Consider the following 12,228-nt stretch of genomic DNA (forward strand, 5'->3'; position numbering starts at 1 on the left):
GCCGCGTGTAGAGGCGAACGATGAACACTGCAACAAGCGAACAGGCTGCCGACAAGGATCATACCGGGTGGAATCGGCGGCGCAGCGCGCGGCGGAACAGCGATGTCATTTGTAGGGGTCCGCGGCGTCCCGCAACCCGTCGCCCAGGAAGTTGAACGCCAAGATGACGAGAACGACGGGGAGCATCGGCAAAAGCAGCCATGGATAGAACGCGATCACGCTGACGCTGCGCGCCTCGGTGAGCAGGATGCCCCAGCTGGTTATCGGTGCCCTCAGGCCGAGCCCGAGGAAGCTCAGCGCCGTCTCGCCCAGGATCATGCCGGGTATGGAGATCGTCGCCGTCGCGATCAGATGCGACATGAAGCCGGGAATGAGATGCCGCCCGATAATGCGGCTGCTTCTGGCGCCCATCAATTGCGCGGCCAGAACGTAATCCTCCTCGCGCAAAGCTAGAAGCTTTGAACGCACGGCCCGCGCCAGTCCGGTCCAGTCGAGCAGCCCGAGGATGACGGTGATGCCGAAATAGATCAGGATCGGACTCCAGGTTATCGGCATGATCGCCGCCAGAGCCAGCCATAGCGGAATGCTGGGGATCGATTGCAGAACTTCGATTATCCGTTGGACGATCAGGTCGAAGATACCGCCGTGATAGCCGGCCAGTCCGCCGATGACAATGCCGAGCAGGAAGCTGAAACTGATGCCGACGAGGCCGATTGTCAGTGAAATGCGGGCGCCATAGATGATGCGCGAGAGCACATCGCGCCCCAGCCTGTCAGTGCCGGCCAGAAAGAGCTGGCCGTTTTCGGCGGGGCAGACAAAATGCCTGTCACCTTCGATCAGGCCCCAGAACCGGTACTTATCGCCCTTGCAGAAGAAACGGATCCGCTGAACATCATCCTGGTTCTCGATGTAGTTCCGCTTGAGCGTGTCCATATCCAGCGTCATCTGGCGGCCATAGACGAACGGCCCGACGAACTCGCCGTTGTGGAACAGGTGCACCCGCTGCGGCGGCGAATAGATGTAGTCCATGTTGCGCGTGTGCAGATCGTAGGGCGCCAGGAACTCGCAGATCAGTATCCCGAAATAAAGCGCTGCCAGGAATATGCCGGATACAAGGGCAAGCCGGTGCCGACGGAATTTCCACCACATCAGCCGCAACTGCGACGCCTGAAAGACCTTCTCCTGCTCCGGCGTCATCGCCTCGACCGACTGCAGGTCAAAGGGCTCGATGGAAACGTAGTGTTGCAGTGGGGCACCCGGAGCGGGCAGCGGCGATTGCGTGTTCATTTGGTGCTGCCGCCTTGCAAACGAATTCGCGGATCAAGTAGCGCCAGCGCCAGGTCGGAAATCAGGACGCCGATGACCGTCAGGAAGGCGAGGAACATCAGGAACGACCCTGCGAGATACATGTCCTGGCTTTGCAGCGCCTTGATCAGCATCGGCCCGGTCGTTTCCAAAGACAGCACGATCGCCGTGATTTCGGCACCGGAGATGATGGCCGGCAGGATAGAGCCGATATCCGAAATGAAGAAATTGAGCGCCATGCGCAGCGGATATTTGACCAGCGCCCTGAAGGGATGAAGGCCTTTGGCGTGCGCGGTCACGACATATTGCTTATGTAGCTCATCGAGCAGATTGGCGCGCAGCCGCCGGATCATGCTTGCCGTGCCCCCGGTGCCGATGATCAAGACCGGAATCCAGAGATGGGCGAGGATCGATTTCGCCTTGGCCCAGCTCATCGGCTCGCCGAGATATTGCTGGTCCATGAGATGGCCGATAGACGTTCCGAACCAGATGTTGGCGAAATACATCAGGATCAGCGCCAGCATGAAGTTCGGAATCGCAAGGCCGAGAAGGCCGAAGAAAGTCAGGCCGTAGTCGCCCCAGCTGTATTGATGCGTGGCGGAGTACATGCCGATCGGAAAGGCGATGAGCCAGGTAAAGATGATCGTGACGAAGGAAACCAGCACCGTCAGCCACATTCGGTCCCCGACGACGTCGCGAACCGGCAGCTCATATTCGAAGGAATAGCCGAAATCGCCGTGCAGCATCCCGCCGACCCAGTAGAAGTAGCGAATGACCGGTGGCTTGTCGAAACCATATTCCTTGCGCATCATCTCGATGCGATCGGAATCCACCGCTTCGCCCTGAGCCCGAAGCTCGGCAACATAGCTGTCGAAATAGTCGCCTGGGGGAAGTTCGATGATCGTGAACACCAGTGCCGATATGACCAGCAGCGTTGGAACCATCACGGCGATACGCCAGACAAAATATCGAAGCACGCTCAGGACTCTCCAAGCCAGAATGTATCCGGCATATAGACACCGAAATAGGCGGTCGGGTCGTAGCCGTAGAGCGCCTTGTCAGGCAGATTGCGCAGCCGCGAGGATGCCAGAATCGGCTGATGCGTTCCGTTTACCGTGCCGATCGAAAACACCTGATCGGTATAGATCGACAGCATTGAATTCCAGATCTCGGCGCGCTCCGTGGCTTCGGTCGATGCGTTCCAGCGCTTGAGTAAAGCCATCAACTCGACCACGGGCGGAAGATCGGGCGCTTCGCCGACCTTGCCACGGGACAAGTAGTGAGCACCCCAGAGCGGCCATTGCAGCTGGTCATCGACGGTGGGGGCGAGTTGGTAGGGGTTCATGTCGGCGGTCGGCACGCCATTGTCGATGCCCGACCACATCGACATCATGATCTGGCCACCAAGCGCGCGGCTGCGGAAGATGTCGCGCTGCGAAGTCCGGATGAACAGGGCGATGCCGATCTTGCGCCAGTGATCGGTGATGAGCTCGAGCGCGTCCGTTTCCAGCGTGCTTTCGCCGGCCGTTTCCACTACGAGCTGCGCCGGGCGTCCGTCGGGGAGTATCCGCAGGCCGTGATCGTCACGCGCCTGAAGCCCGACCTCGTCGAGCAGGGCATTGGCCTGGTCGGGATCATGGGCGACCCAGGCTTTCGCGAATTCCGGCCGGTAGAGCGGGCTCTCCGGCAGGACCGTATCGGCACTTTCCTGCGCCAATCCGTAGAACACAGCCAAATTGATCTCGCGCCTGTCCACAGCGAGCGAAAGTGCGCGGCGCACGCGCACGTCACGAAAAAGGCCACGCCACACCTGGTCGGCACAATTCAGATTGGGCAGCAGCGCCAGCCGCGAACCTTGTGTGCGTTTCCAGAGATGCATCTTCACCGGGTAGCGCTTCTCCGCATCCTTCAGGAAGGAGTAATCGGTGAAGTCAATTCCCATGCCTTGCAGGTCGCTCTCGCCCGCACCGGTCTTGGCGGAAATGATCGCCGACGAGCTGACATTCATGACAATCCGGTCGACATAAGGCAGTTGCCGGCCATTCTCGTCTATTCGATGAAAGAACGGGTTCCGCTCGAAGACGAACTGCTCAGCCGGCGGCTTGGTCCGGTTCTGCCAGGGATCGAGCGTCGGCAGTTCCGGGTTCTCCGGGCGATACTGCCGCGACATGCGGATATGCAAGAGCGTCCATTTCTGGGCCCGGTTCTCCTTCATTAGGCCGGCGAGCCGGAATGGATCTTGGTATTTCTTGTGGAACTGCTTGAGATAGGCGGCCGGCAGAACAAGCGATAGGGGCGAAGCAGCGGCGAGCTTGGGCAGGAAGTCGGGATTGGGCGCATCCCAACTATAGCGGACTGTCAACGGATCGACGATCTCGAAGCGTGGCGGCTTGCCGTCCGCCAGCAGGGCCGGGGCGAGCCCGCCTTGCGAAAGCTCATCGTTCAGCCAGACATCTTCCCAGCAATAGCGAAAATCCTCCGACGTCAGCAGGCTACCGTCAGACCATTTATGTCCTTCTCGTATCTTGAAAGTGAAGACACGATCATCCGCTACATCGAAGCTTTCGAGAATGTCGGCTTGCAGGTTAAGCTTTTCGTCATAGCCGACCAGGCGAGCGTACCCGTAGATCGTCATCATCCGGATATCTTTCTGGCTGCCGATGATCGTGCGCAGCGTGCCGCCATATTGGCCGGGCTGCCGGCCCATCGCAGCGAGATTCAACGCGCGCGGGCGCTTTGGCAGGCGTTCGGCGAGTGCCGGCAGCGCTCTGGCCTTCAGCTGCGGCTCAAGAAATTCCGGCTCCAGATCGCCGGCGCGCAACGTGCCCGGCAGAAATGCCGAAGCCATGAGTCCAAGGACGGTGCGCCGGCTGATCAATGGCGTAGCTCGCTGAAATCGGCCGAACGTCGGGCCAGCACGAGGTGGCCGCCGCCAAGATCGAGCGGCGACAGCATATCCTCGTCGCCCTCGTCGCGGAATTGCGGTCCCCATGCGCTGGTGTCGGAAGCGCCGCTGAGTTTCAGCGTCTTGAAATCCATCGGCCTGTCGAGATCGGGGAAAGGTACTGCGGCGACCAATGAGCGCGTGTAGGGGTGGACCGGTTTCCTAAGCAGAATTTCGCGCGGCGCGAGCTCGACGATACGCCCGCCGCACATCACCGCGATACGGTCTGCCATGTAGTCCACCACCGCGAGGTTGTGGGATATGAACAGGTAGGTCAGGCCCAGTTCTTTCTGCAGGTCCTTCAGAAGGTTCAGGATCTGCGCCTGGACAGAGACATCGAGTGCCGAAACCGGCTCGTCGCAGATCAGGAGTTCAGGCCCCAGCGCCAACGCGCGCGCGATGCCGATACGCTGACGCTGCCCGCCGGAGAAACTATGCGGATAACGCTTTATGAAGCGCGGGTCGAGCCCGATTGCCTGCATCAGGCTCTTGACCGTGGCGAGTCGGGACGCGGCATTGCCACGTCGATGGATTTCCAGCGGCTCGCTCAAAATGTTCTCCACCGTCATGCGGGGTGAAAGCGACGAAACCGGATCCTGGAATACCATCTGGATTTTCGCGCGCAGCATGCGCAGGGCGTCTCCCTCGGCTTCCAAGACGTCGATCGGACCATCGCGGCCATTGAAGATCACAGAGCCGCCGGTAGGGGTGACAGCCCGCATGAGGATCTTGCTGACGGTGGTTTTGCCGGAGCCGCTTTCGCCGACAAGACCCAGGCACTCACCCCGCCTGATATCAAAGCTCACGCCGTCCACGGCGCGAACAGAGGTTTGATGATCTCCGCCGAACCATCCGGACTTGCGGATCGTGAAGGTCTTTGTCAGATCGCTGACCGATAGCAGGAGGTCGTTCGGCCCCTTCGATGCCGGCGCCGTCTGCTTGCCGAGCAGGTTCCCGACATTCACCGGCACCTCGCGGAGCGCCTTTAGCCTTTCGCCGGGCTTCAGGTCGAAATGCGGAACGGCTGCCATCAGGCCCTTCAGGTAAGGGTGGCCCGGCCGGCGGAATATCGCCTCCACGGGTCCCGCTTCCATGATCTCGCCATGGTACATGACCACCACCTCGTCGGCGACATTGGCGACTACGCCAAGGTCGTGCGTGATCAGCAGCATCGCCATGTTCAGCTTCGTCTGAAGCTCGCGCAGCAATTGCAGGATTTGCGCCTGGATGGTCACGTCCAACGCCGTCGTCGGCTCGTCGGCGATCAACAGGGCGGGCCGGCAGATAAGCGCCATGGCGATCATGGCGCGTTGACGCAATCCTCCCGAAAGTTCAAAGGGATACATGTCATAGGCGCGCTTGGGGTTGGGAAAGCCGACAAGGCCGAGCATTTCCTCGGTCCGCGCCTTGCGCTCCACCCGGGCCATGGGCGTATGAATCTGCAGGGATTCGCTGACCTGATTGCCGATCGTATGCAGCGGCGACAGCGATGTCATCGGCTCCTGAAATATCTTGCCGATGCGGCTGCCTCTCAACGCCCGGATTTCGGTTCCGTCACGCGGCATCTGCAGGATATCCTGCGTCGTACCGGGCTTTTTTGGATCGGAAAACAGGATACGGCCGCGAACATGGGCTGTGTTCGGCAAAATGCCCATCACTGCCTGGCTGAGAACCGATTTTCCGGAACCGGACTCGCCCACAAGCGCGGTAACCTTGCCGGGCAGGACGCGAAGATTTGCACGCCTGACAGCATGCAACGGTCCCCCTATAATGGCAAAAGAGATGCCAACATCCTCGATCCGCAGCAGATCAACGCCCAAATTCATTCTCACACCAGCCCCCACTCTGGCACGTCCAGAAGGCGAGACTAACGCATTGCCAGCCTAGAGCAACTTGGATTCGAACAGTCGCCAGTTCCCTGGCGGAACCGGCGACCGGACTGCATACCAAACGCGTTCGGATCAGAGCGTGGCGGTTACTGGAGCTTCCTCGGGTCGCCCGCGGACGGCCGCGCGGCATTGCGATGAAGCAGCATGACCTGCTCGGCGTCCGATATGCGGTCGTAAATCGGCTCCAGCGCACCATCTTCGTCGAGCGACAGAGCACCCGACAAATCGGGTGAAAGCACCGTTAGCTTCTGCCTGATGCCCGCCAGTTCCTCCATGCCGAGCGCCAGCCAGTTGTTGGCGCCGCAATAGCTGGCGAAGTCTTTGCTGGCGAGAACGCTGTGCGGATATTTCTTGGTCAGGGTCTGGAGGCGCTGGACCTCGTTTACAGCCGAGCCGAAGACAGAGAATGTGAGCCGGTCGGTAAGCCCGACATTGCCGAACATCACATTGCCGACATGCAGCCCGATACCATAGTTTATGTCGCTCAATCCCTGCTGCTTTCTGCGCCGATTAAGATCCATCATGCGCGCGGTGGCCTTGTGCGCTGCTGCAAGAGCAGCCTGGCAGGCGATCTCGGACTGTGAACGGTGCCTTGCGCAAGGGTAGACGGCAATGAAGCCATCACCTATGAAACTCATGATCTGCCCACCCTTGCGATTGAAAGGTGCAGCAGCGGCGTCGAAAAACTGGTTCAGCGTATCGATATAGACTTCGCGGCCGGAGGTTTCGGCAAGTCTTGACGACCCGCGCATGTCGCCCATGACCAGTGCCGCCCGGATTGTATCACCCTCGCCGCGCTTGATCTGGCCTTCGAGCACGCGCCTGCCGGCGTCGCCGCCGAGATAAGTGGTCATCATGTTGTCGGCAAGCTTGGTGAGCACCGCCATCTTGGTTGCGATAGCGAGATGGTTCTGGATACGCAGCAGCGCCGAAATCATGCTGTCGCTGAAGCCTGCAGCACTGTCGGTGGACCAAGACCCGATCATGCCCTGACTGGTGTTGCCGCTGAAGGGATGGACAAAAGCCATGTAATCGGTGACGCCCATCAGCTTGAGGTCATCGAAAACAGGAAATTCCGACGGCACCGACGGGTCGAGCCGGCGCCGCAGATGGTCCAGCTTATGGCTGAGCAGATGGTAGTATGGGCTGGTCAGGAATCTGTCGGAATGAACGCCGTTCTCCTTGCGGAAGCCTTCCACTTCCAGGCCCTGGCCGCGGAGCCAGGTGAAGCCGAGCGCGTCATAAAGCGGATGAAGCATCGAAAAGCTCAAATGCACCCGCTTCAACGGCAGGCCGGCAGCAGCCAGCCGTTCACAAAAGCCCCTTACCAATGTTTCCAGGTCGTTGCCCGCCAACGCCGATTGGGTCAGCCAATCGGCAACCTTATCCATGAGAATGGCAGAAATTTCTGCTTGCGCTGTGCTCATGCTATCTCGAAATCTCCTTGATCCGCCACAAATTCGCCGGCTCGGACGCCGTCAGGCCTTCACCACCGTCTCTCGGGCTAGCCCGAGGCGGCCAAAAACATTGCGTGTGTCGACGATCAGTAGAGCGTGATCCGCGATCGCCTGATAGTCGATCGCGTCGTGGTCGGTTGCAACGACGACAGCGTCGAAATCCTTCAAGGCCACCTCGGTCAATTCGACCGAGCGACGCCCCTTGATCGCCATATGCTCCCGTGTGGCCGGGATTTCGGTAACATGCGGATCGTGGAATTCCGCCTTGCCGCCCCATTCCTCGATGAGTTCAATGAGCCGCAATGAGGGGCTTTCGCGGATGTCGGGCACATTCTTCTTATAGGCGAGCCCGATGATGAGAATGCTCGAGCGGCTGAGCGCCTTGCCGCAGCGCCGGTCCAGCGCCTTCGCCAGTTCATCGACCACATGACGCGGCATGGCCGTGTTGATCTCTGCCGCCAGCTCGATGAAGCGGGTCGGCAGTTCGTATTCGCGAGCCTTCCACGTCAGGTAGAAGGGATCGATCGGAACGCAGTGCCCGCCAAGTCCAGGGCCGGGATAGAAAGGCATGTAGCCGAAGGGCTTGGTCTTTGCCGCCTCGATCACCTCCCAGATGTCGATTCCCATCGCACCGAGCACGATCTTCAACTCGTTGACGAGGGCGACGTTGACCGAGCGGAAGATGTTTTCCGTCAGCTTGACCGCCTCGGCGGTCGCCGTGGTGGAAACCGGAACGACGGTCTTGACCACGCCATGGTAGAAAGCCTGCACGAGCGTCGCCGCTTCAATGCCGTCACCTGCCACGACCTTGGGGATCGTCGCGACTTCAAAGCTGCGGTTGCCGGGATCCTCGCGTTCGGGCGAGAAGCCGAGGAAGAAATCTATCCTCGACTGCAAGCCGGTTTTTTCCAGGATGGGCTTGATCACGTCGTCGGTGGTGCCGGGATAGGTGGTCGATTCCAGCACGATCAGCTGGCCGAGACGCAGATGCTTCGCGATGGTGCCTGCGGTGTTCCTGACAAAGGAGAGATCCGGCTCGCGGTGTTTCGTCAGTGGTGTCGGAACGCAGATGATGATGACATCGCAGACGGCCAGTTCGGCAAAATCCGCAGTGGCGCGGAACTGTCCGCTTGCCACCTGGCCGGCAAGAGCTGTCGACGTCACCGCCTCGATGTAGGATTGGCCGTTGTTCAGGCTCTCGACCTTCTGGCCTTCGATGTCGAAGCCGGAAACCGGGAAGCCGGCGCGTGCGATCGCAACCGCCAGCGGCAACCCGACATAGCCCAGTCCGATCACGCCGACTTGCGCGGCACGCGTCGAAATCCGGTTCAGAAGACGGTCATATGTCGATCGTGAGGCGTCCAAAAATCTGCTTCCCGTCAATTCGGACAGGCCGTCCGCTTCCATGGTGAGGCTCACCGCTCACAAGAGCCCCGAGGCATATTGCGGAAAATCGATGTCCGCAAGCGTCAGACCGGCACCTTCGCCTTAAGGCTTGCGGCAGCCATCGCATAGCCGCCGGCGGCGCCATCGATGAAATGAACGTGATCGCGCTGCAGCGGCGATGCGACGAGGCATGTCATCAAGGCCGATTTCTGGCGGTGCAGGCCATAGTTGCAGATGCCCGCCTCTTCCGCCTGTTTCAGCCGGTCCTCGATCCGTTGCAACACATCCGCGTCAACGTCGATGGTCATCTTCAAGCCATCGTCGAACTTCCGGAAATCCGAATTGCTGGCCACTTCGCGTTTGTAGATCTTCGGATCGAATCTGCCGATCGTCCAGCCATATCTATCCGTAACAGCCGTAAGAGTCATTAGGAACACTATCCACAGCTTCGACAGCCACCGCCGTCCTGCCGGCGCCGTGGCTCGCGCTTCGATATCGAGGCCGGCGGGCAGCATACTGTAGTCCGGCCCGTTCACCGGCACCGGGTGGCCATCGCGTTCCTGCCTGCCGGCAAGGGCGATGATGTCGGAAACCAGAAACTGAAAACCGCGCAAGTCGCGCGACGCCCCCGGTATGGCTATGATCGAGACGATTTCGCCATGGCGGGCTTCGATCGGGTTCCAGCGGCACGAGAGGCCGGTCAGGTCCGGCCGCGCGCCGGCCGGCGCAGGATCGATGCGGTAGCGCCCCGCTTTCATCTCGGCTTCCGCCCAACTGCCACCACCTCCGGCGAACATGGCATAGAAGACCGCATCGGAGGCCTGGAACCTCGCCACGCGAACGTCGAGGCCTTGCGCTCTTATATCCTTTATCGGCACGATTGCGGCACGCAAGGTCAGGTCCAGTTCGTCCGCCACCCATCTCTGGACAGCCGCCAGCGCGTTGCGGGTGATCTCCAGCGCCGAGCCGGGAAACGCCACGAGCGCACCGTCGCCGCCGAAGACAAAGGGAAGATCTTGCCTACCCAGCGCATTGAGCAGCGCCGAAATGACGCTGGCACCGGCCATATTGACGGTTTTATAGCGCCCCGCCTCGATCGCCTTGGTCGAGCCGACGATGTCTGCGGTGGCCAGCGCCCAGCCATCGGGGAGAGGCCGATAGTTATCGATATCGGCAACGCTTTCGAACTTTGCGAAGACCGGCAGAGAAGCGACAAACGGATCGGACGCGGCAGCTGTTTCCATGAGCATCAAATAGCACATTCCAGTGCTTGAGGGTGAAGTCGATCATGCTTCGAAATTGACTTGCGCAGGCTTTCCGATGATAGGGTCCGGCGATGCGAATTGCCTTCTACGCGCCGCTGAAGTCGCCCAATCATCCCGTTGCCTCCGGCGACCGCCAGATGGCACGGATGCTGGTCAAGGCACTGGAGCATGGAAGGCATAGCGTCGAATTGGCATCCGAATTGCGCTTCTATCTACGCGAACCGGATTCGAAAAGTTTCGATGCGCTCAAGATCGAGGCCCGGGAGGAAGCCGCGCGGCTGGCAAGGCTTTGGGATCGTGACGGCAAGCCCGATCTGTGGTTCACCTATCATCCCTATTACAAGGCACCCGACCTGATCGGGCCCGAACTGGCGTTGGCCTTTGGTGTCCCCTATGTGACAGCGGAAGCCTCCTATTCGAGGCGGCGCAACACCGGTTTGTGGGCCGATACGCAAGCGTTGGTGGCGCGAGCCGTCGAACAGGCGGCGCTGAACATCTGCTTCACGCAAAGGGATCGTCAGGGACTGGCAGATGCGGTACCCGACGCCGCTTTCGGCATGCTTTCGCCCTTCATCGACACATCGCTATTCCGGGAAACGCCGGCGCGGGGTTGTCCGTCGCGCCTCGTTACCGTCGCCATGATGCGCCCGGGCGACAAAGTCGAAAGCTATGGCATGCTGGCGCAGGCGCTCGGTTCGATCGGTCACCTGCCCTGGACGATGTCGGTCGTCGGGGACGGACCTGCCCGCGAGGAGATCAAAGCGCAATTCGCCGGCTTGCCCGCCGACCGTATCGAATGGCTTGGCGCGATTGAGCCAGCCGCCGTGCCGGATGTCCTCTACAGTGGGGGAATTTACGTCTGGCCGGGTTTCGGCGAGGCCTATGGCGTTGCCTATCTTGAAGCACAGGCCGCCGGCCTTCCGGTTGTGGCTCAGGACATCGCCGGCGTGCCGGAGGTCGTGCGGGATGGCCAGGCCGGGTTTCTCACCCCGCCGGGCGATGTGGCGGCGTTCGCTTCTGCCATTGAAAGGCTTCTGGCCCGTAACGACGAAAGATCCATCATGGCCGCAGAAGCCAGACGTTTCATCCTCGAAGAACGTTCTATCGGTGCTGCGGCGGCGCGTCTGGCCGAACTTCTTGCAAAGATCCCGGCCTCATGACATCCGATCAGATCTGGCAACCCTTGGTGGAGGAACTGGCGAGCCGGCAACGGGCGGACCGTAAGGCAGAGTTCTGGCTGCGCGACGATGACGCCGTGGATCCGACGCCTGCGCTTGATCGGTTGCTCGACCTCACTGGTGAATTCGCGGTTCCGGTGACTCTGGCCGTCATTCCCGCCCTGACTGACGAGAAGCTTGTCGTTCGGCTTGACGAGGCGCCGCATGCCACGGTCGCCATCCATGGCTGGGCGCACCGAAATCATGCGCCCGAGGGCCAGAAGAAGCAGGAGCTCGGCGCGCATCGGCCACGCGAGGCGGTGCTCGATGATGTGGCTCGCGGGCTGGCGCACGTAACCGGCCTGCACGGCGCACGTGCCGTTCCGATGCTGGTGCCACCCTGGAACAGGATCGACGCCGGCTTGGTATCCGACCTTGGATCGATAGGATTTTCGGCATTGTCGGTCTACGGGCCGCCAATGCCGGCTTCACTTGCGGTCATCAACAGCAATGTCGACATCATGGATTGGCATGGCACGCGCGGGTGCCGCGATCATGGCCTGTTGGTTCAGGCTATCATCGCGCACTTGCAGCATGCATTCGATAGGGGCGAACCGGTGGGCCTGCTCACCCACCATCTCGTACATGATGAATCGGCCTGGCTCTTCCTCGAACGGCTGTTCACAGTCACCGCACAGACTGAAGCCTGCGCATGGCTTCCGATCAGGACATTGATCGGGCGCAGCGCCGGTGGAACAATTCCAGGAAAGTGTGAACGGTTTCCGTCCGGAATTGCGTCAAGACAAAGAGATAGAGGAAAATAGC

Annotated in this window: 9 protein-coding genes; 2 read left to right on the forward strand and 7 right to left on the reverse strand. The window is 60.5% G+C overall.

Features of this window, described 5'->3' with window-relative positions:
• Positions 1-105: 105 nt before the first annotated feature.
• From NKH04_RS24500 to NKH04_RS24530, 7 genes are all read right to left on the reverse strand, one after another.
• Positions 106-1,287 (reverse strand): ABC transporter permease, encoded by a 1,182-nt coding sequence (locus tag NKH04_RS24500; RefSeq protein ID WP_352470886.1) that lies wholly within the window; start codon positions 1,285-1,287, stop codon positions 106-108.
• Positions 1,284-2,282 (reverse strand): ABC transporter permease, encoded by a 999-nt coding sequence (locus tag NKH04_RS24505; RefSeq protein ID WP_023675966.1) that lies wholly within the window; start codon positions 2,280-2,282, stop codon positions 1,284-1,286. The genes NKH04_RS24500 and NKH04_RS24505 overlap by 4 nt, the downstream gene beginning before the upstream one ends.
• 2 nt (positions 2,283-2,284) lie before the next feature.
• Entirely contained in the window at positions 2,285-4,183 is a 1,899-nt protein-coding gene (locus NKH04_RS24510; protein WP_353045104.1) for an ABC transporter substrate-binding protein, read from the reverse strand.
• Positions 4,180-6,075: an ABC transporter ATP-binding protein gene (locus NKH04_RS24515; RefSeq protein ID WP_352614644.1), complete on the reverse strand. Its 1,896-nt coding sequence runs from the start codon at positions 6,073-6,075 to the stop codon at positions 4,180-4,182. The genes NKH04_RS24510 and NKH04_RS24515 overlap by 4 nt, the downstream gene beginning before the upstream one ends.
• 149 nt (positions 6,076-6,224) lie before the next feature.
• Positions 6,225-7,565: an adenylate/guanylate cyclase domain-containing protein gene (locus tag NKH04_RS24520; RefSeq protein WP_353045105.1), complete on the reverse strand. Its 1,341-nt coding sequence runs from the start codon at positions 7,563-7,565 to the stop codon at positions 6,225-6,227.
• A 51-nt stretch (positions 7,566-7,616) separates the two neighbouring features.
• On the reverse strand, positions 7,617-8,960 hold the full coding sequence (locus tag NKH04_RS24525; RefSeq protein ID WP_352470890.1) for a nucleotide sugar dehydrogenase: 1,344 nt from the start codon (positions 8,958-8,960) through the stop codon (positions 7,617-7,619).
• Between the two features lie 104 nt (positions 8,961-9,064).
• Complete coding sequence (locus NKH04_RS24530) at positions 9,065-10,243, reverse strand: DUF3095 domain-containing protein (RefSeq protein WP_352470891.1); 1,179 nt, start codon at positions 10,241-10,243, stop codon at positions 9,065-9,067.
• Between the two features lie 74 nt (positions 10,244-10,317).
• Between NKH04_RS24530 and NKH04_RS24535 the strand changes: the two genes are divergently transcribed.
• Both NKH04_RS24535 and NKH04_RS24540 read left to right on the forward strand, forming a co-directional pair.
• Positions 10,318-11,406 carry a glycosyltransferase family 4 protein gene (locus tag NKH04_RS24535; RefSeq protein WP_352834878.1) on the forward strand — a complete coding sequence of 363 codons (1,089 nt, stop codon included), beginning with the start codon at positions 10,318-10,320 and terminating at the stop codon, positions 11,404-11,406.
• Positions 11,403-12,227, forward strand: a complete 825-nt coding sequence (locus NKH04_RS24540; protein ID WP_352834881.1) for a polysaccharide deacetylase family protein — start codon at positions 11,403-11,405, stop codon at positions 12,225-12,227. The genes NKH04_RS24535 and NKH04_RS24540 overlap by 4 nt, the downstream gene beginning before the upstream one ends.
• Position 12,228 lies beyond the last annotated feature (1 nt).

This window comes from Mesorhizobium sp. M1365 (assembly GCF_040317865.1).
Lineage (GTDB): Bacteria > Pseudomonadota > Alphaproteobacteria > Rhizobiales > Rhizobiaceae > Mesorhizobium.

Coding starts and splice junctions, on each gene's coding strand:
- NKH04_RS24540 (WP_352834881.1), top strand. CDS start 11,403: ATGACATCCGATCAGATCTGGCAACCCTTGGTGGAGGAACTGGCGAGC.
- NKH04_RS24500 (WP_352470886.1), bottom strand. CDS start 1,287: ATGAACACGCAATCGCCGCTGCCCGCTCCGGGTGCCCCACTGCAACAC.
- NKH04_RS24530 (WP_352470891.1), bottom strand. CDS start 10,243: ATGTGCTATTTGATGCTCATGGAAACAGCTGCCGCGTCCGATCCGTTT.
- NKH04_RS24520 (WP_353045105.1), bottom strand. CDS start 7,565: ATGAGCACAGCGCAAGCAGAAATTTCTGCCATTCTCATGGATAAGGTT.
- NKH04_RS24535 (WP_352834878.1), top strand. CDS start 10,318: ATGCGAATTGCCTTCTACGCGCCGCTGAAGTCGCCCAATCATCCCGTT.
- NKH04_RS24515 (WP_352614644.1), bottom strand. CDS start 6,075: ATGAATTTGGGCGTTGATCTGCTGCGGATCGAGGATGTTGGCATCTCT.